The following is an 18,054-nucleotide window of genomic DNA, read 5'->3' on the forward strand; positions in this document are numbered from 1 at the left end:
GTTCGATCTGAATCAACGCTCAATCAAAATCGACGAAGTCAGACTTGTTCGTAGTCACTACTGCATCAGCAGAGCGGTGAAAGGGGTGAATCAAGTCCATTTAAATCATGGCTTTTCACTGATTAGAGTTAACACAATCAAAAACTGCATCACCAATCAACATAAAAACCATGACAACAAAACTCAGTCTTCAAAGAACAGGGTAATCAGAATGTAAGTTCACCATTGTGCTGCACACACAGAACGATCCAATATCTATCACAAGTCATGGAGATTGGATCTGAAACGAAGCAAGGAGAGCACCGGTTGCAGCTAAGGCGGCCCCAGGAGCCGCTGGAGTTGTCCTGTATGCCAAGCAGAATCATGATTCAACGAACTTCCCGATGGCGGCAGGTATCGCAGGGGCCTTCAGGCCACACGGCACAACGCAGCAACGGACTGAGAGCATTGAAACGACAGGTTGGATCTCCAATAACCCAGCCGTGGCGCCATGGCGATGCGTCGACAGGACGAGCGTGAGGTTTCACCAACAAGGTCACAGTCGACCTGACGTAGCAACCATTCCGCAAGGCATAGCGGTGGCGACGCTGCATCACCAGGAATGATTCATCATTCAAAATCAGCCAACGACCAGGCTCGGGTGGATCATCTAGATCCACTCGGTTGATCAAATGCTCACTCTTGACGTGACGAATCTCAACAAGCATGGCCTTGATCGGGATCGTGGTCGCTGTTGCGGATCGACATTCCCCAAGCGAAGAACGCCAAAACAACCAGGAGTGTTAACCAATCAGGTTGATTCAAGCTCGGATCAACAACATGGACGATCAGACGCAATGCAACAAAGGCAACAGCCAGAAAACCAGCTGTTTCAAGTCGGGGATACAGATCAAGCCAGCGAATGAACAAGGCAGAGGTAAAGCGCAACGCCACAATGCCAATGAAGGCTCCTGCAGTGATCAATAAAATCTGATCACTAATTGCAACAGCTGCTGCAACGCTGTCAATCGAGAATGCGAGATCCGTAAAGGCCAATAGAAGAACGGTATTGAGAAAAGGTCGATGCCTTTGGTTGGCTTCGTCCTCATCCGGATGGTCTTCATCATTGGTGGTGGAACGACTTCTGAAATGATCCACCACAAGCCAAACCAGATACGTTGCGGCCAAGAGCTGGACCCAAGCGTGTTGTAGAACCCATTGGGCAGCAATGATCAGGGCGATTCGCAACAACAGAGCAATCGAAATGCCGATGTTCAACGCCAGTCGTTCCTGCTCGGGCTGTCTGCTGCTTCTGGCTATGGCGGCAAGGGCGACAGCATTGTCAGCCGACAAGATCAGCTCGAGTACCACCAAGACAGGGAGCAGAGCAAAAATCTCTCCCCACTGGTCGGCACCTTCAAAGACATCGGATAGTGAGGGCAGTGAGGTCAGGTCCATGCCGGCAGCCTAGAAAGTTCAAGTGCTGTTCCATTGCGATGCAGATCCGGGCTGAGCTTTGTCACGTCGACACCTTGAGATGCATCGTGCGGGTTGAGGCCTGGCACGACGACGCCCTGCAGGGAAGCGCCCTCGGGGAGGCAGCAACAGCAGAGGACGCAGAGGAACGAGCCTTGATGCGGCTGAATTCAAGGCTTCAGCTCAAGCAAGAGCTCCATGTGCACCAGGGAACCCTTCGTCGGCAGAACAGAGAAAGCACGAAACAGGAGCAGCCAGCCCCAGGTAAGGATCCAAACCCGCGTGCGGAGTCCGCACCGGGCGCGGCCGCCTCTCCCACAACACAAAGACGTCCTGATACGGAGGATGTCCCTAGCGAAACTCCCACAGATCCTGATGACTGGAGTGACGAGCTGACTGCTATCGACATGGAAATAAGACGCATCGGATGGTCGAGAGAGCAGGAGCAGGCCTACCTGACACGCGCCTTTGGTCTTGGCAGTCGGCACAAACTCACACGCTACGCTGACCTATTGGCTTATTTACGGCAACTCAAGTTGATCCAAGACAACGAGGATGTGTCCACGGCACCGGCGCCAATCCGTCGTGGAGAATTGCTCAACCAGGGAGATCATATGTTGAAACAACTCGGTTGGACGTCAGATCAAGCTCGTGCCTTTCTCCAACAACATCTTGGCGCGACAAGTCGTCAACAGCTTAAGGACGAACAACTGCTGAAATTCAATATGCTCCTAGAGGAGCAGACAATGACTTTGAAAATTGATTGATAATAATGATTCATTATTGTGGATCCAGTCAAGATTTCTTCAAGAATAATTGACCAAACTCTCCATCCATTCACCTGGCAAGGATTTTACTCGTGCCTTCAGCGCAATAGTGGTCCCATGGAAGTTTGTCGCTTTACATATTCCAGCTGATGTAAAGCAATCGACCTACACTCCTACGTTTTCCAAAAAATCATGAACAAGAAAATCGACGAAATAGTGAATCAACAATCCTCTTAAGAAGAAATCGCAGGATACATTTGCTAGCGTCATCAGTTATCACTCCAAAATCCCATCCTCAGGGATTCATAAAAACAGTCGCTTGAAATATTTATTCCTAAAAGCCCAAAAGAGGTCTTCAATAATGCAAGCAAAGCCTATCCTGTCGACAGACTTAGAGAATAAATCAAAACCACACCTAACCAAAGCGAGTGGCAACTATTTCACCAAATGCCAAAAACAGTATGCCAAAGACATAACATATAGAATGTCAAAAAGTGAAGCTATTTGCATCACTTACATATAGTCAGCACTGCATCACGCGCACAAGGATTTCCCCGATGCGATAAGAGTGACGACTTTCCACTTACATATGAAAAACATACTAACTGCGAAATTTAAACTCTAATTTTGTCTTTGGCTTTTGAAATTTAATAACATTCATGACTTGCAAGCCGGTATTTTCAGACTTCCTTTCTTCAGCCAATGCCTTAAGAATCATGGATCCGGAAGCTTGCCAATCATGTTCCATCTCAATCAACTCCTTGGCGCGGACGAAATATTCGGAGGCCCTGCTTAAATGCTGAGACTTTCGATCAAGGGGAATGGCTTTTAGGGCAGAAGTGATGGCATCTATTTCGTCTCTGTACATTGTACATCATAGTTATTGCTTAAACGATCTAGGATCTAAAGTCTTCATCAATCTGGCTTACGTAGAAGGGCCTCGATGACTGAAGCGGCTTGAACTTAAAAGTGGAACCTGCGACAGACTCCAGGAAAAGGACCATCGCTTCTTGAGAAAGCCCCATTAACGGCGAGATCTCCTGTAAAGGGCTTGATGAGCAAGCGGGAATGCATAAGGCATTTGATTGATTTCACGTTTTATCGCAGACAGGCAAGCAGCTGTACCGTCCGAATAGTCATCACTAATAATACTTTCTTGAGCTTGCTTCAAGGAATATCCTTCTTGCATCCTTGCTTCAAGGTTGAAGGCCGCTTCATAGCTCTGACAGAGTTGGGCGTTGGAAGAGCCCATGCCGCTAATCACAAGCAAAAACTGTGCCATGAGTACGAGGTAAGACTGCTTAAGCATCACGAAAATGTGTCGAGGAGACCCATCAATCGGGTAAACATAAATTTTAAGCACGCGAACCGTAACTAATGCTACCACCTCAAGCTTAGCTAAAGTGTAAACATTCACAAAACCCAAATTTGTTTTTTTGGGCACATCAACTTTCAATGTAGGACTTGCTTTAAATCTGATGATGAATGATCCCGGCAATGTTGTTCGCCAACTGATCAGCGAACTCAGGGATGACATGTCCGAAGCAGGTCAAGAACTTCGAAATCGATACAACTGGGATCTGCAATGTCCTGTTGTCGTTATTGATGCGAGATCGACTCCTAAACGGGTGGTTCGCACATCAATCCGAGGGATTACAGGAGCGATTGCCACAAGCAACGTTATCGATCACCCATTGATGAGGTTATTCCTTGAGCGGTTTCGTGAAGTGGGTGCCGATCAAGCTCTGGATGAATTCATGCATGGACCTGATAGTAAGCGGTTTTCAGAACTCTGGGAGATCTACAACGATGAAGCACAACAACAAGGGTTAGCGGTCTGGTCCCACAGTGATGCTGCCAGGTTTGTGCTGAAGTCGAAAAAATGCTTCGAAGACGGACAGCTGGCCTGCGTTGCCATCACCTCAACTGAAGAACGGGATTCCCATGACGTGTTGACCTTCTCCGTTGACGCCTGTTGGTTGACTTGATCACGGCCAACTCCGGCCGCACATCACGATCGGAGCAGCTGCACCACCACCAGGAGTGCTGATGCTCCAAGAACCCAGAGGAGCCAACTGAGCTGTGGAACTGAGAATGCGAGCACAAGCCCAACAACGAAGAACATCAGGAATCGACCGAGCGTCATGAAAGCACCATTACCCCTGTATTGAAGCGAAAACCTCGGCTCGAGCCACCTGTTCAGGCCTGGATTTTGATGGTTGTTCAGGGGTGAACAGGATCGGAATCGAAGACGCCACGAGCACTCCCCCCACGGTGAGCAGCACCAACAATGGAATCGGGCGCACGACGGGTTGACGCTGCAACGGTGCAGCGCAAATTGAACAGACCGGTGTAACACCCTTGGGAGGGTGGATTACAAACGCTGGTCCACAACAGCACGACGTGCAGCGGTATCGGGCCATTGTCTGGAGCTGTTCCGCCCCAACACACTATCTCTTTGTTGCAGGCTCCAACCGATTTCCGTCCTTGGACGCCTTGAAGTTGGACAAAACAAGACGACGACTGGCGATAATGAGCGACCTGTTTGATGGAATTTTGATCATATAGTTTAGCACATTTTTTATGGTAGACGCATCAGAATGTGCCAATCAAGACTCAATACAATAAGTCAAGTAGTCGTGTAAATGATTTTTGAAGCATCAATTTAGCCTGGCATGAATTTCACTAGTAGATATAAATTACACGAGGAAGGCCAGAGTCACATTAAGAATCGCCAGCCCAACCAGGAAGAATGAAGCCAGCAAGGATGCTTCGGGGAAGAACTTGGCAATCACAAAGCCGACCCCAAAGAACACCGATGAGAGCAAGATGGCGGTGAGGTCCGTACCCATGGGTTGATGCAGACTTGATGATCCACAATGGCAAAACTTCTGTTGGTTCGCGATGGTGCAGAGCCGTCCATCCATGGACCAGATGACATCGCTTACCTCATCAGCGTTGATCCTTTGGGTGACAACTCCAGAATCGACATCTGAGACTTGAAACAAAAGGCACTTTGGATGGCGAACACCTCATTCGCAGAAAAGCACTTGTCCCCTCAAGCAGTCAGCTTCATCCGCGTGGTCCCCTCCACCGATCACAAAGTGGCCGGGTCAAATGGCCAGAAACGCATCTTCAAGCCTCACCATGAGATTGCCACGGCCATCGGAAACCAACTGCTTGGTACCCCCTGAACTCAAAGCGTTCTGATCGAGGGTTGGCAGGTTCAGCCCCATAGTCACGGCTGATTGTCTTTCAACTCGGGCAACGCTTCTGACCACCAGGTTGCGAAGATCATGGATTGCCGAGCCCTGCCCCATGCCGCTCCGTTCCCTGGTGACCAAGCTGCAGGGCACTGCACTCACCGGTGAGCTTGATGAGCGCTCAAGCCGCGCCGAACGCTTGTTGATGCGCGGAGCCGGTCGTTGTAGCCGCGCTTTGGTGGCCAGTGCGTTGTCTCAACGGCGGGGCGCACCTCTGCTGGTTGTGGTGCCAACGCTTGAGGAAGCAGGACGCTGGACGGCGCTGCTGGAATTGATGGGGTGGAGTCAGGCCAGCCTGTATCCCACAAGCGAAGGCTCTCCCTATGAGCCCTTTGACCCCACGAGCGAAATCACCTGGGGGCAACTTCAGGTTCTGAGTGACCTGCTGGGGGACCCCGACTCGTCGTCCTGGGCGATTGTGGCCACCGAACGTTGCTTGCAGCCACATCTCCCTCCGCCGGATGTCCTGAAAACGAAAACGCGCACCTTGCGCAAAGGGGATGAGGTTGATCTGGAGAAACTGGGCGAGACGCTGGCTCAACTTGGCTACGAGCGTGTCACCTCCATTGAGCAGGAGGGGAGCTGGAGCCGTCGCGGGGACATTGTCGACATCTTTCCGGTGAGCAGTGAGTTGCCTGTTCGACTCGAATTTTTCGGAGACGAGCTCGACAAACTGCGGGAATTCGATCCCGCCAGCCAACGCTCCCTGGACCCCGTCGAGGCCCTTCGACTCACACCAACAGGGTTTGGGCCTCTGATGGCGGACCAGCTCAGGGAGACGATGCCCGAGGGACTTGAGCAACTGCTAGGTAGCGAGGGCACTGAGCAGCTTTTGAACGGTGGGACACCGGAAGGCATGCGCCGGCTGATGGGTCTCGCCTGGGAGCAACCCGCCTCACTGCTCGATTACCTGCCGGACACCACAACAGTGGTGATCGATGAGCGACGCCAGGGCTTGGCCCACGGACAACAGTGGCTCAGCCATGTGGAGGAACATCACCACGACATGGCTGCTGAGGCGGGCCTGGACGAGAGCGATCGTGATCGGATCTGGCCAGCGGTTCTGCACCGTGAGATTGAATCCGCCTATGCCTTGACGGAGATCTTCCATGGCTTTGACATGGCAGAACTGCTGGAAGTCGACCAGCACCCCAACAGCTTCGACCTCGCCAGCCGACCTGTTGCGGCCTACCCCAACCAATTCGGAAAGCTCGGAGAACTGATCAAGGGATTTCAAACCGAGCGCACGGCGGTTTGGTTGCTGTCTGCGCAACCCAGCCGAGCGGTTGCTCTGCTGGAGGAGCACGATTGCATCAGTCGGTTTGTGCCGAACGCGGGAGACAGCAATGCCATTTCCCGTCTGATTGAGCAGAACACCCCCGTCGCCTTGAAGGTGAGGGGCACGGCCGAACTTGAGGGTTTGCAGCTGCCGGCCTGGCGGATTGCCCTGGTCACCGACCGTGAATTCTTTGGCCAGCAGAGCCTCAGTTCCAGTGGCTATGTGCGCCGTCGTCGCAAGGCCGCCAGCCGTACGGTGGATCCCAACAAGATGCGCCCGGGCGATTTTGTGGTGCATCGAAACCATGGCATTGGCCGCTTCAAAGCCATGGAAAAACTCGCGATGTCAGGCGACATCCGCGACTACCTCGTGGTGCAGTACGCCGATGGAATCCTTCGTGTTGCCGCCGATCAACTCGGCAGCCTGGGGCGTTACCGCGCCACGAGTGAAACACCGCCGCAGCTCAACCGCATGGGTGGCACGGCCTGGAGCAAGGCCAAGGAGAGGGCCAAGAAGGCGGTTCGCAAAGTTGCTCTTGATCTGGTGAAGCTGTATGCGGAGCGGCAACAGGCTGCTGGCTATGCCTTCCCCACCGACGGCCCCTGGCAGGTGGAAATGGAGGAGTCATTCCCCTATGACCCGACGCCGGATCAACTGAAGGCCACTGCCGACGTGAAACGGGACATGGAACGGCAGGAGCCGATGGACCGTCTGGTGTGCGGTGATGTTGGCTTCGGCAAGACCGAAGTGGCGATCCGCGCCATCTTCAAAGCCATCACCGCTGGGAAGCAGGTAGCGATGCTGGCTCCTACAACCGTGTTGGCTCAGCAGCACTGGCGCACGCTCTCGGAACGCTTCGCGCCGTATCCGATCAAGGTGGCTCTGCTCAATCGGTTCCGAACGGCTTCGGAACGCAAATCCATTCTCGATGGCCTGAAGCAGGGAACCATCGACGCCGTGGTGGGAACCCACCAGTTGCTCAGCAAAGGAGCGTCATTTCAAGAGCTCGGTCTGTTGGTGGTGGATGAAGAACAGCGCTTCGGTGTGAACCAGAAGGAAAAGATCAAAGTGCTGCGAAAGGACGTGGACGTGCTGACCCTGTCGGCAACACCGATTCCCAGAACGCTGTACATGAGCCTTTCGGGGGTGCGGGAGATGAGCCTGATCACCACACCACCGCCGCTGCGTCGTCCGATCAAGACGCACCTGGCTTCCCTGGATCCGGAGGCGGTGCGCAGCGCCATCCGCCAGGAACTGGATCGTGGGGGCCAGGTGTTTTATGTGGTTCCCCGGGTGGAAGGAATCGAGGAGGTGGCCGCAGGCCTGCGGGAGATGCTGCCGGGCCTGAAGCTGTTGGTGGCTCACGGTCAGATGGCCGAGGGCGAGCTGGAGAACGCCATGGTGGCGTTCAACGCCGGCGAAGCCGACGTGATGCTCTGCACCACAATTGTGGAAAGCGGCCTAGACATCCCACGCGTCAACACGATCCTGATTGAGGACGCCCACCGTTTTGGCCTGGCCCAGCTGTACCAATTGCGGGGACGCGTCGGTCGCAGTGGGATTCAGGCCCATGCCTGGTTGTTCTATCCGGGCAACGCATCGCTGAGCGACACCGCTCGTCAGCGGCTGCGCGCCATTCAGGAATTTGCCCAACTGGGCAGTGGATATCAGCTCGCCATGCGGGATATGGAGATCCGTGGAGTCGGCAATCTCCTTGGAGTGCAGCAGAGCGGCCAGATGGAAACCATCGGCTTTGACCTTTATATGGAAATGCTGCAGGAATCCCTGGCCGAAATTCAGGGTCAGGACATCCCCAGCGTTGAAGACACCCAAGTGGACCTCCCCGTCACGGCCTTCGTGCCTGCGGACTGGATCACTGATCCTGATGAGAAGATCGCGGCCTACCGTGCTGCCGCTGACTGCCTCACCGCCGAGTCACTGGTGGAGCTGGCTGCCGGTTGGGCCGATCGCTACGGAGCGCTGCCCGCTGCCGTCGTGTCGCTTTTGCAGCTGATGGAACTCAAACTTCTGGCGAAGCGGTGCGGCTTCTCCAGGATCAAACCGGAAAAGCCCAACATCGTGCTCGAAACTCCCATGGAGGAACCGGCGTTCCGTTTGCTGCGCCAGGGGTTGCCCCAGCATCTGCATGGACGTTTGGTGTATCAGGCCGGCAGCGGCATCCAGCACAAGGTGATGGCCCGCGGTCTCGGTGTTCTCCCCATGGAGAAGCAACTGGAGCAGCTGATGGAATGGCTGCGTCTGATGGCAGCCCAGATTCCCGACGCCGATGGCAAAACCGAGGCACAGCGGCAGGAAGAGCTGCGTGCCAAGAACGCAGAGGTGGTTAAGGTCTGAAACCTGAACCCAATTCTGAGAGAAACGTTACCAACCACGCAATTCTTCGTTACATTGGTCTGAGCGAAATCCGTTGGACATGGGTGAATTCGTCGAGATCGGTACTGGTGGCGTCTCTCTGGAACTGATCAGCGGCGTTTTCTGTGCCACAGCCCTTGGTGTCTACGCCTTGTTCCAACCTGATGCATCGGACGATGACGACTCCAACGGAGGCGGCGGTGGTGGTCTAATGCAGCCGATTTCCTGATCTACGGGAGGGCGTAGCTGAGATTGGCTTGACCCGGTTGGAATGTTGAACCAGCCTCCATCCTCTTGAGTTGCTTCACGAGGGTTCCTTCAGCTCTCCTGTACTGACTGTCTTTCTGGGTTCCGAGATCTTCGATTGAGAAATTCTTGATTTCTTTCTCGGTCATCGCTGCTTCGATATCAGGTTGAATCCCGTTCTTGTGAATATCTGTTCCCTTCGGAGTCAGATATTTGGCGATCGTGACTGTCAGACCTGATCCATCAGCCAATCCGCGCACAGCCTGAACAAGCCCTTTGCCAAACGTCTTCTGACCAACGAGCAGTGCACGGGAGTTGTCCTGCAGAGCACCAGAAAGGATTTCACTGGCACTGGCGGATCCCTGATCGATCAGGACAACAAGAGGTTTTTCAGTGATCGCACTGCCAGTAGCACGCCGCACGTCGCGAATTCCTTCCCGGGTGCGGGTGCTGACGATGGTGCCCTCGTTCAACCATTGCCGGGCGATGTCGACGCTGGCCTCAAGCAGACCACCAGGGTTGCTGCGCAGATCGAGCACGTAACCCTCAGCACCCTGAGACTCCAGATCCTTGATGGCCGAACGCATCTCACGGGTGGCGTTGGCATTAAATTGCTTGAGACGGATGTAGCCAACCTTGCGTCCGTTGGGCGCCGTGTTGAGCATGGCCTTCACGGCATGAATCTCAATACGCGCCCGTTTCAGCGGCACATTGAGAACCTGGCCCTTGCGCCTGAGTCCCAGAACCACATCGGTTCCCTCCGGACCTCGGATCAATTTGACGGCGTCCTCTGTCGTCATGCCTTTGGTGGATGCACCATCAATGGACACGATCACATCCTTGGGCTGAACGCCCGCTCGGGATGCAGGGGTGCCCTCAATCGGGGAGACGACGATCAGCTCCTTCGTGTCTTCGTCGAGACTGAGCTGGATCCCCACGCCCATCAGCTCTCCAGAGGTGTCAATCTGCATTTCCTTGAATTGCTTCGGGTCAAGGAAACGCGTGTAGGGGTCGTCGAGACTGGCCAACATGCCACGAATCACCTCGTAGGATTCGGACGTGCCCCCATAGGACTTGCTGAGCAGATCGCCGCGCAATCGGCGCCACGCTGACTCGTTGTACGTGCCCGTGGAATCCAGGTAGTCGCGATAGACAATCTGCCAGACCTGATCAATTACTTCTTTCGGGCTGTCTCGAATCGATCCGCCGGAAGCCGATGGCAGCGATAGCCCGGGGGAGCTAATACCCATGGCTGTAACCACACCTCCGATGCCGAGCATCACCAGCAACGGAGTCGACTGAACGACGGAACGAAGGCGTTGATTCAGGGCCATGCCCCCCTGGTCTGGTTCATCAGCCTAACGAGATCAGGAGGGGTCCACCCATCGACCGTCCTCTTTGATCAGCTGGATCAGGGCTTCAACACCCTCGGCTTCAGGCACCTTGCGGATTTCATCACGACCGCGATAAAGCGAAATCACGCCCGGGGTTTTGCCGACGTAGCCGTAATCGGCATCGGCCATTTCGCCGGGACCATTGACGATGCATCCCATCACTGCGATGTCCAGACCCGTGAGGTGGGATGTGGCGTTTCGAACCTTGTGCAACACCTCCTCGAGATTGAACAGGGTGCGACCGCAGCTGGGGCAGGCGACGTACTCGACCATGGTCTTGCGCAGACCCAGGGATTGAAGAATCGAGTAACAAACCGGGATCTCCTTCTCAGGGGCCTCCGTCAATGAAACCCGCAAGGTGTCTCCCAACCCATCGGCCAGCAGGGTGGCGATGCCTGCGGTGCTCTTGATCCGGCCGTAATCACCATCACCGGCTTCGGTCACGCCAAGGTGAAGTGGGTAGTTGAAACCTTCCTTGTCCATCGTGTCCGCCATCAGGCGGTAGGCCGCGAGCATCACCGGAGCCCGCGAGGCCTTCATCGAGATCAGGATGTTGTGGAAATCAAGCTCATGGCAGATGCGCACAAATTCCATCGCTGATTCGACCATCCCCTCAGGCGTGTCGCCGTAGGTGAACAGCATCCGCTCCGCCAGGGAGCCATGGTTCACACCGATGCGAAGGGCTTTGTTTTGATCCCGCAGCAGAGTCACCAAGGGTTCGAACGTCTCACGGATGCGCTGGCCGATGGCGGCAAATTCTTCGGAGCTGAACTCCTGGCGGTTCGGATCTGGCTTATCAAAAATGAACAGGCCGGGATTGATCCGGACTTTGTCGACGTGCTGGGCAACCTCCAGGGCGATCTTGACGCCGTTGTGGTGAACATCCGCCACAAGGGGAACGGTGCAGCCGCGTTGACGGAGCTCCTGACGGATCTGTCCCATCGCCTTGGCGTGGGCCATCGACGGCGTCGTCACCCGCACGATCTCACTTCCGGCTTCGGCCAGGCGGATGATGCCGGCTACAGCAGCCGCGATATCAAGGGTGTCCTCGTTGATCATCGACTGCACCACGATCGGGTGCTCGCTTCCCACGGGCACATCACCCACCATCACAGTGCGGGTCACACGGCGGTGGATCTGGGTGTCGTAGCGCCGATCCAGGGCAGTCATGGGGCCGGTGGTGAAGCGGATCAACGTTCGCACAGCCTGCGCCGAACCGCGTCGAGATCCTGTCTTGTCAGATCCAGAGGCGCGCCGACTGCTTTGGAGGGATTGCGCAGCAGATACGAGGGGTGAAAAATCGGCATCACAGAACGGCCATTCCAGCTCTGCCACTGACCACGAAGCTGGGTCATCCCACCCTTGATTCCAAGGATGGCCTCCACAGCGGTGGCTCCCGTCAGCACGATTACCTTTGGATGAACGGCCTCCAATTGCAGGTCAAGCCAGGCCCGGCAGGCAGCCAACTCAGCCTTTTTCGGTCGTCGGTTGTTGGGGGGCCGGCATTTGATCGCATTGCAGATATAGATGTCATGCTCGGGATCCAGATCCACGTCGCGCAGCAATTGATCGAGGGCACGTCCGGAGCGACCGACAAACGGGATTCCCTGAGCATCTTCCTGAGCCCCTGGTGCTTCACCGATCAGCATCAGATCCGCCTTTGGATTGCCGCGACTGATCACGACGGTTTGTCGGGTCGTGGCAAGGTCACAGGCTGTGCAGGCGCTGCAGGCCTGAAGAGTGGAGCCGGTCATGACGTCAAACCAGCAGAGGCCAAGGGAACAAGCAGCAACAGGGGATTGCCCTCCGGGTCGTGGACCCAGGCCTCGGCACCAAAGGGCTCAAGCCGCGCCTCATCGAGAAGCAATCCGCCACACTGCAGCGATGTGTTGAGAAGCCGCTGAAGTTCAGGAAGGGGCTCCTGAGAAGGGGGGAGCTTCAAGCAGGGTGCCAGCGCTCGGCCCCGGATAGGAAAAGGGCGCTGGCGGGAGGGCCGGTAGATCTCCAGCCGGGTGCCATCGCTGAATTCAACGATGCAGTGATGCTTCGCCACTCCAGGCTTCACGGTGGCGTGAAGCAGCTCGCTGTAGAAGCTCGCCAGCCTGGCAGGGTCTTCTGCGGCCAACACCCAGCTGATCTGCATCGCGTTCATGGGTGCTGTGAAATCAAGGTTGTCTGCGACACCATCTGCGGCAGGATGATGACGTTTTAAACGCACCGAGGGGAGGTGCGTTGCCCATGCCGCGCCCGCCAGAACTTTCCGACCGGGCTGTCGCCCTGAAACCGTCTCTGACGCTGGAAATCAGCGCCAAAGCGAAAGCACTACGCGACAGCGGCAAGGACATCTGCAGCCTCAGTGCCGGTGAACCGGACTTTGCGACGCCTCCGTTCATCGTTGAAGCGGCCCAGCGCGCTCTGGAATCCGGCTTCACCCGCTATGGCCCTGCCTCAGGCGATCCCGATCTACGTGCTGCTCTGGCCCACAAACTGAGCGTCGAAAACGGGATTCCAACCCAGCCGGAGCAGGTGCTGGTGACCAACGGTGGCAAGCAAGCCATCTACAACCTGTTCCAGGTGCTGCTCAATCCCGGCGACGAAGTGTTGGTGCCAGCGCCTTTCTGGCTGAGCTATCCCGAGATGGCGGCCCTGGCCGGGGCGAGCACCAGGATCATTCCCACCAAAGCGGAGGATGGCTTTCGCCTCGACCTTGATCTGCTGGACCAGCAGATCACCCCACGCAGCCGATTGCTGGTGATCAATTCACCTGGCAATCCCAGCGGCCAGGTGATGACACAGGCCGAACTGGAGGCACTGGCCGCTCTGGTGGCCCGTCACTCCCAGCTGATGGTGATGAGCGATGAGATCTACGAGTATCTCCTGGCCGATGGTCAGCAGCACTGCAGTTTTGCGGCCATCGCCGAAGAGATCCGCGGGCGCTGCTTCACCGTGAACGGCTTTGCCAAAGGCTGGGCGATGACCGGCTGGCGCCTCGGCTATCTGGCTGGAGATGTTGCCGTGATCAAGGCCGCTTCAGCCCTGCAGAGCCAGAGCACCAGCAATGTTTGCAGCTTTGCTCAACGGGGTGCCCTGGCGGCGATCGAAGGTCCCCGAGATTGCGTGCGCAAGATGGCAATCAGCTACAACCGCCGCCGAACCCTGCTCACTGAAGGGCTCCAGGCTCTTGAGGGCATCACCTTGACGCACCCTCAAGGGGCCTTCTACGCCTTCCCCCGCTTACCGGATGGCGTGCCCGATTCGATGGAGTTCTGCCGGCAAGCTCTGGAACTGGAAGGTCTGGCCATGGTTCCAGGCCTGGCCTTCGGCGATGACCGCTGCATTCGACTATCCTGTGCCGTAGCGGATGAGACGATTAACGATGGACTGATGCGACTCAAGCGGATGCTTGGTTCCTTCTGATCCAATTTGATCACTTCCGATTTCTGAATGTCTGTACGAGAACGCAGGGCCGTGATGGCTACCGGTTTGATTGCCGGCCTCACCCTCACGGCCAGTGTTTCCAGTTGTGGCGCACCCCAGAACGACGCCAAACAGACCGTTCTGCAGATCGGTGCCATCCCCGACCAGAACCCTGAGAAACTGAATCGCCTCTACGGCACGCTGTCTGAGGAACTCAGCGGGAAGCTGGATGTTCCAGTGCGTTACGTGCCGGTGAACAACTACGCGGCGGCGGTGAGTGCCTTCCGCAGCGGCAGTCTTGATCTGGTCTGGTTCGGTGGACTCACCGGTGTGCAGGCCAGGCTGCAGACGCCTGGAGCCCGGGTGCTGGCGCAACGGGATATCGATGCCGAATTCACAAGTGTGTTCATCGCCAATGGCGCCAGTGGGTTGCGCCCCTTCACCAGTGCCGACCAACTCGTTGAGCTGAAGGGACGCCGACTGGCCTTCGGATCGGAGAGTTCCACCTCCGGCCGTCTCATGCCCCAGTTCTTCATGGGCGAAAACGGCGTAAAACCTGAGGATCTGGCGGGGGGTGGACCTGGCTTCAGCGGAAGCCACGACGCCACCATTGCGGTGGTACAAAGCGGTGCCTACGAGGTGGGCGCCTTGAATGAGCAGGTCTGGCGCAGCAATGTGGCGGACGGCCGCATTGATCCAGGCAAGGTGTCGGTGATCTGGAGGACACCGCCCTACGTGGATTACCACTGGGTTGTACGGCCCGGTCTGGATGAGCGCTTTGGGGATGGTTTCACCGACAAGCTCCAAACCGCCTTGCTGGACTTGTCGGCCGAGACACAGAACGGCGCCGCGATTCTTGAGCTGTTCGGTGCGGAACGCTTCATCCCTGCCAAAGACGAGGACTACGTGATGATCGAAACGGTGGGTCGCCAACTCGGAAAGATCCGTTGACGGCACTGCTGGAGCTGCACCAGGCCTGCTTGAGCCAACGGCTCCAACCGATCACCCTCACCCTTCGTGCGGACCAGCGTGTGGTGTTGCTCGGTGCCAGTGGCGCCGGCAAAACCACCCTGCTGAAGCTCTGCAACGGCGCCCTAAGACCCGATGCAGGATCCGTGCACTGGTGTGGTCGCTCCCATCAGCAGCTGTCGCGGCGGCAAAGGCGCCAAATCGGCACGCTCTGGCAGGACCTGCGTCTGGTGGAGGAATTGAGCGTCATCCAGAACATCAACAGCGGTGCCCTGGGACGCCATGGTCTGTTCTGGGCGCTGCGGAACCTGCTTGGCAGCCTGGAACCGACCACCTGTCTTGCACTGATGCACCAGGTGAAACTGGAGGCCGATTTGCTTGAACAGCCCGTACGGGAGCTGTCCGGAGGGCAGCGCCAACGGGTGGCTCTGGGCCGTTTGTTGCATCAGCAGCCTGAGCTCGTGCTGGCGGACGAGCCCCTCTCCGCCCTTGATCCCAACCTCGCCGAGGACGTTCTCAACACGCTGCTTCTATCACCGGGCTGTCTGATCAGCCTGCACCGACCGGATCTGATTCACCGGTTTGACAGGGTTCTGGGGCTCCGTGATGGTGCCCTGGTGATCGATGCGGCTCCAGACACCATTCATCGGGATCAGTTGGAATGGCTCTACGCATCGACCTGAAACCAGCCCTGCCGTTGATCCCGTTGCTGCCGGGCCTGAGCCTGCTGGGCGTTCTTCTGGTGCTGTTGCGCGATGGGCACGGAGGAGGACTTGCTCTTCTGCACCAATTCGCCGCTGGAGCCCTGCGGCCATCGATCGATCCGATCGTGCTGGGCAGCTTGCTCAACGGACTCCAGATCACCCTCGTGATCGCCGTGATGGCCTGGGGCATCAGCAGCGTTCTCGGCGTCGGTCTCGGACTCCTGAGCTCAAGCACCTTCTGGGAGATCCTGGCGGGCGGGCGTTGGCCTGCCCTGGTCTTGCGCCGTTGCCTGGCCCCCCTGCGAGCTGTTCATGAATTGATCTGGGGGCTTCTGCTGCTGCAGGTGTTCGGACTGAATGGCTGGGTTGCGGTCTGCGCTATCGCCATTCCCTACACGGTTCTGATGGCGCGGGTGGTTGCCGATCAGGTGGATTGCCACGTTTCACCGGCCATCCCCGTCCTCAAAGGAGCCGGCGCCACGCCATGGGCCGTGATGCTCACTGGGCTAGTTCCTCCGCTGGCGGAGCCGATCAGTAACCACGTCGGCCACCGCCTCGATTGTGCGCTTCGTTCAACCTTGATTCTGGGTGTGTTCGGCCTCGGAGGACTGGGGACAGACCTCAGCCTCAGCCTGCGCTCGCTTCAATTTCAGGAGATGTGGAGTGGCCTTTGGTTGCTGGCCATCGCCATGGTGGTGCTCGACCGACTGCTGCGAATGCTGCGCAGCTGGTCAGGCGTACTGATTCTTCCCGTGGCCATGGCCAGCCCATGGGTCGCCATCGGCTGGGGAACACAACTGGATCTGCAGCTGGACTGGCCAGTAGCTGAGTGGTCGATGGTGGTTGGCCACCTCATCGACGGTTCCGTTGGGGTCAAGGCTGCACTGGAGATCTCCTGGCCAGCGGTGATTGGTGCCACGGTGTGGATCACCCTGATCGCCGGTTGTGTCGCCACCGGTCTTCCACCGCTGCTGTTGCTGATCTGGCCCAGCCAGGCCAGCCTGCGTCTGCAGGACGTGGTGTGGGGGACGTTTCGACTCATCCCGGCGCCTCTCAGCGCGCTGCTGCTGCTGATGCTGGCCAAACCGAGTCTGGCCCTGGCGGGTCTGGCCCTAGGGCTACACCACAGCGGTGTGATGGGTCGGGTGCTGATGGACGACATCCGCAGCACGGGATTGCACTCCGCCCAAACCATGAAGGCCTGCGGCGCCACCCGGAGGGTGAGCTGGCTTTATGGGCCCTTAGCAGATGTGAGTCGCGCTTACCTCACCTATGCGACCTACCGATTGGATGTGATCCTGCGCGACACCGCGATCATCGGCATGGTGGGGGGAGCCGGTCTGGGCTGGCAGCTGATGGAGGCCCTCAGCTCATTTCATTGGTGGTTGGTTCTCTGGATCGTGCTGATCTCCGCGCTGCTCACGCTGCTGGGTGAGAGCCTGGGGGAACGACTTCAGGGGAGCTGGAACAGCCGGGCCATGGCCTTATGAGCGGTGCGAACAATTCCCCCCGGCAGCTGATCGTGCTCGGGGACAGCGGCGTGCATGGTTGGGGGGACCGTGAAGCGGGTGGTTGGTGCCAACGACTCCGCTTGCGCTGGATGAACCTGCCCAGCACTCCGGTGGTGTACCCCCTTGGCGTTCGAGGAGACGGCCTGGAAAGGGTGGCCGCCCGCTGGCGCAGCGAGTGGTGCTGCCGCGGCGAACTGCGCCGTCAGACACCGGGCGGACTACTGCTCAGTGTTGGGCTGAATGACACCGCCCGCGTTGGCCGGATCGACGGCAGGCCCCAACTGGATGTTGAGGCCTTTTCGTTCGGCATGGGGCAACTTCTCAGTGAGATGACCCAGGAGGCGCAGGTGTTTGTGCTGGGCCTAACGGCAGTGGATGAGCACGTGATGCCCTTTGCCGGCTGCCTCTGGTATGGCAACCGCCAGATCGCTGCAACGGAAACGGTGATGGCAGAACAGTGCCGTGAGGCTGATGTGCCCTTCCTCTCACTGCATCAGGGGATGCTGGAGGAGCCCGACTGGTTGACCTGGATGGAGCCTGATGGGATTCATCTCAATGCCGATGGGCACCGGTGGGTCGACCAGCGGCTGAATCAGTGGGAGCCTTTGCAGACCTGGGCTGGACTCTCGCCAATCAACACATCGACACCTATCAGCATGTGAACAGCAGCCTCAAC

Annotated in this window: 20 protein-coding genes; 9 read left to right on the forward strand and 11 right to left on the reverse strand. The window is 57.1% G+C overall.

The window, feature by feature from the left end; genetic code table 11:
• Positions 1 to 368: 368 nt before the first annotated feature.
• Together KR52_RS15130 and KR52_RS09210 are read right to left on the reverse strand one after the other, a co-directional pair.
• Positions 369 to 707: a DUF6464 family protein gene (locus KR52_RS15130; protein WP_038555017.1), complete on the reverse strand. Its 339-nt coding sequence runs from the start codon at positions 705 to 707 to the stop codon at positions 369 to 371.
• Positions 697 to 1,437 (reverse strand): DUF475 domain-containing protein, encoded by a 741-nt coding sequence (locus KR52_RS09210; protein WP_038555020.1) that lies wholly within the window; start codon positions 1,435 to 1,437, stop codon positions 697 to 699. The genes KR52_RS15130 and KR52_RS09210 overlap by 11 nt, the downstream gene beginning before the upstream one ends.
• Before the next feature lie 38 nt (positions 1,438 to 1,475).
• On the opposite strand from KR52_RS09210, the gene KR52_RS09215 reads away from it, so the two are divergent.
• Positions 1,476 to 2,222 (forward strand): hypothetical protein, encoded by a 747-nt coding sequence (locus KR52_RS09215; protein WP_038555023.1) that lies wholly within the window; start codon positions 1,476 to 1,478, stop codon positions 2,220 to 2,222.
• Positions 2,223 to 2,823: 601 nt separating this feature from the next.
• On the opposite strand, the gene KR52_RS09220 is transcribed toward KR52_RS09215, so the two are convergent.
• On the reverse strand, positions 2,824 to 3,090 hold the full coding sequence (locus KR52_RS09220) for a hypothetical protein (protein ID WP_038555025.1): 267 nt from the start codon (positions 3,088 to 3,090) through the stop codon (positions 2,824 to 2,826).
• Positions 3,091 to 3,246: 156 nt separating this feature from the next.
• On the reverse strand, positions 3,247 to 3,678 hold the full coding sequence (locus tag KR52_RS09225) for a hypothetical protein (protein WP_038555028.1): 432 nt from the start codon (positions 3,676 to 3,678) through the stop codon (positions 3,247 to 3,249).
• A gap of 25 nt (positions 3,679 to 3,703) precedes the next feature.
• Here KR52_RS09225 and KR52_RS09230 point away from each other — a divergent pair, with 25 nt between their 5' ends.
• Entirely contained in the window at positions 3,704 to 4,210 is a 507-nt protein-coding gene (locus tag KR52_RS09230) for a hypothetical protein (RefSeq protein WP_038557157.1), read from the forward strand.
• Positions 4,211 to 4,378: 168 nt separating this feature from the next.
• Here the strand turns inward: KR52_RS09230 and KR52_RS14980 are convergent, their stop codons facing one another.
• The 3 genes from KR52_RS14980 to KR52_RS14415 all read right to left on the reverse strand — a co-directional run bounded on the left by KR52_RS14980 (position 4,379) and on the right by KR52_RS14415 (position 5,542).
• Positions 4,379 to 4,546, reverse strand: coding sequence for a hypothetical protein (locus tag KR52_RS14980; RefSeq protein ID WP_216725516.1), 168 nt, complete (start codon positions 4,544 to 4,546; stop codon positions 4,379 to 4,381).
• Between the two features lie 375 nt (positions 4,547 to 4,921).
• On the reverse strand, positions 4,922 to 5,074 hold the full coding sequence (locus tag KR52_RS15135; protein WP_253912367.1) for a hypothetical protein: 153 nt from the start codon (positions 5,072 to 5,074) through the stop codon (positions 4,922 to 4,924).
• A gap of 261 nt (positions 5,075 to 5,335) precedes the next feature.
• Entirely contained in the window at positions 5,336 to 5,542 is a 207-nt protein-coding gene (locus KR52_RS14415; RefSeq protein ID WP_156957691.1) for a hypothetical protein, read from the reverse strand.
• Between KR52_RS14415 and mfd the strand changes: the two genes are divergently transcribed.
• Together mfd and KR52_RS14805 are read left to right on the forward strand one after the other, a co-directional pair.
• Complete coding sequence (gene mfd / locus KR52_RS09235) at positions 5,541 to 9,119, forward strand: transcription-repair coupling factor (RefSeq protein WP_038555030.1); 3,579 nt, start codon at positions 5,541 to 5,543, stop codon at positions 9,117 to 9,119. The genes KR52_RS14415 and mfd overlap by 2 nt on opposite strands.
• A gap of 79 nt (positions 9,120 to 9,198) precedes the next feature.
• Positions 9,199 to 9,366: a hypothetical protein gene (locus KR52_RS14805; RefSeq protein ID WP_173402216.1), complete on the forward strand. Its 168-nt coding sequence runs from the start codon at positions 9,199 to 9,201 to the stop codon at positions 9,364 to 9,366.
• Position 9,367: 1 nt separating this feature from the next.
• Here the strand turns inward: KR52_RS14805 and KR52_RS09240 are convergent, their stop codons facing one another.
• The 4 genes from KR52_RS09240 to KR52_RS09255 are packed head-to-tail and all read right to left on the reverse strand — an operon-like array spanning position 9,368 to position 12,920.
• Complete coding sequence (locus KR52_RS09240; RefSeq protein WP_038555034.1) at positions 9,368 to 10,717, reverse strand: S41 family peptidase; 1,350 nt, start codon at positions 10,715 to 10,717, stop codon at positions 9,368 to 9,370.
• Positions 10,718 to 10,750: 33 nt separating this feature from the next.
• Positions 10,751 to 11,947 carry a (E)-4-hydroxy-3-methylbut-2-enyl-diphosphate synthase gene (gene ispG, locus KR52_RS09245; RefSeq protein ID WP_038557159.1) on the reverse strand — a complete coding sequence of 399 codons (1,197 nt, stop codon included), beginning with the start codon at positions 11,945 to 11,947 and terminating at the stop codon, positions 10,751 to 10,753.
• A 20-nt stretch (positions 11,948 to 11,967) separates the two neighbouring features.
• The gene (locus KR52_RS09250; RefSeq protein ID WP_038555037.1) at positions 11,968 to 12,531 is read right to left on the reverse strand and encodes a uracil-DNA glycosylase; all 564 of its coding nucleotides are present in this window, start codon (positions 12,529 to 12,531) and stop codon (positions 11,968 to 11,970) included.
• Positions 12,528 to 12,920, reverse strand: coding sequence for a VOC family protein (locus tag KR52_RS09255; protein WP_253912368.1), 393 nt, complete (start codon positions 12,918 to 12,920; stop codon positions 12,528 to 12,530). The genes KR52_RS09250 and KR52_RS09255 overlap by 4 nt, the downstream gene beginning before the upstream one ends.
• Before the next feature lie 95 nt (positions 12,921 to 13,015).
• Between KR52_RS09255 and KR52_RS09260 the strand changes: the two genes are divergently transcribed.
• From KR52_RS09260 to KR52_RS09280, 5 genes are read left to right on the forward strand one after another with little or no spacing between them, the layout of a single operon-like run.
• Complete coding sequence (locus KR52_RS09260; RefSeq protein ID WP_038555040.1) at positions 13,016 to 14,194, forward strand: pyridoxal phosphate-dependent aminotransferase; 1,179 nt, start codon at positions 13,016 to 13,018, stop codon at positions 14,192 to 14,194.
• A gap of 27 nt (positions 14,195 to 14,221) precedes the next feature.
• Positions 14,222 to 15,145 carry a putative selenate ABC transporter substrate-binding protein gene (locus tag KR52_RS09265; protein WP_038555043.1) on the forward strand — a complete coding sequence of 308 codons (924 nt, stop codon included), beginning with the start codon at positions 14,222 to 14,224 and terminating at the stop codon, positions 15,143 to 15,145.
• Positions 15,142 to 15,846 (forward strand): ATP-binding cassette domain-containing protein, encoded by a 705-nt coding sequence (locus KR52_RS09270; RefSeq protein WP_038555046.1) that lies wholly within the window; start codon positions 15,142 to 15,144, stop codon positions 15,844 to 15,846. Before KR52_RS09265 ends, KR52_RS09270 begins: the two co-directional genes overlap by 4 nt.
• A complete protein-coding gene (locus tag KR52_RS09275; protein WP_038555049.1) occupies positions 15,825 to 17,357 on the forward strand; it encodes an ABC transporter permease in 1,533 nt (510 codons plus the stop codon). The genes KR52_RS09270 and KR52_RS09275 overlap by 22 nt, the downstream gene beginning before the upstream one ends.
• Positions 17,354 to 18,040, forward strand: coding sequence for a GDSL-type esterase/lipase family protein (locus KR52_RS09280; protein ID WP_038555051.1), 687 nt, complete (start codon positions 17,354 to 17,356; stop codon positions 18,038 to 18,040). Before KR52_RS09275 ends, KR52_RS09280 begins: the two co-directional genes overlap by 4 nt.
• Positions 18,041 to 18,054 lie beyond the last annotated feature (14 nt).

It is taken from the genome of Synechococcus sp. KORDI-52, assembly GCF_000737595.1.
Classification (GTDB): domain Bacteria; phylum Cyanobacteriota; class Cyanobacteriia; order PCC-6307; family Cyanobiaceae; genus Parasynechococcus.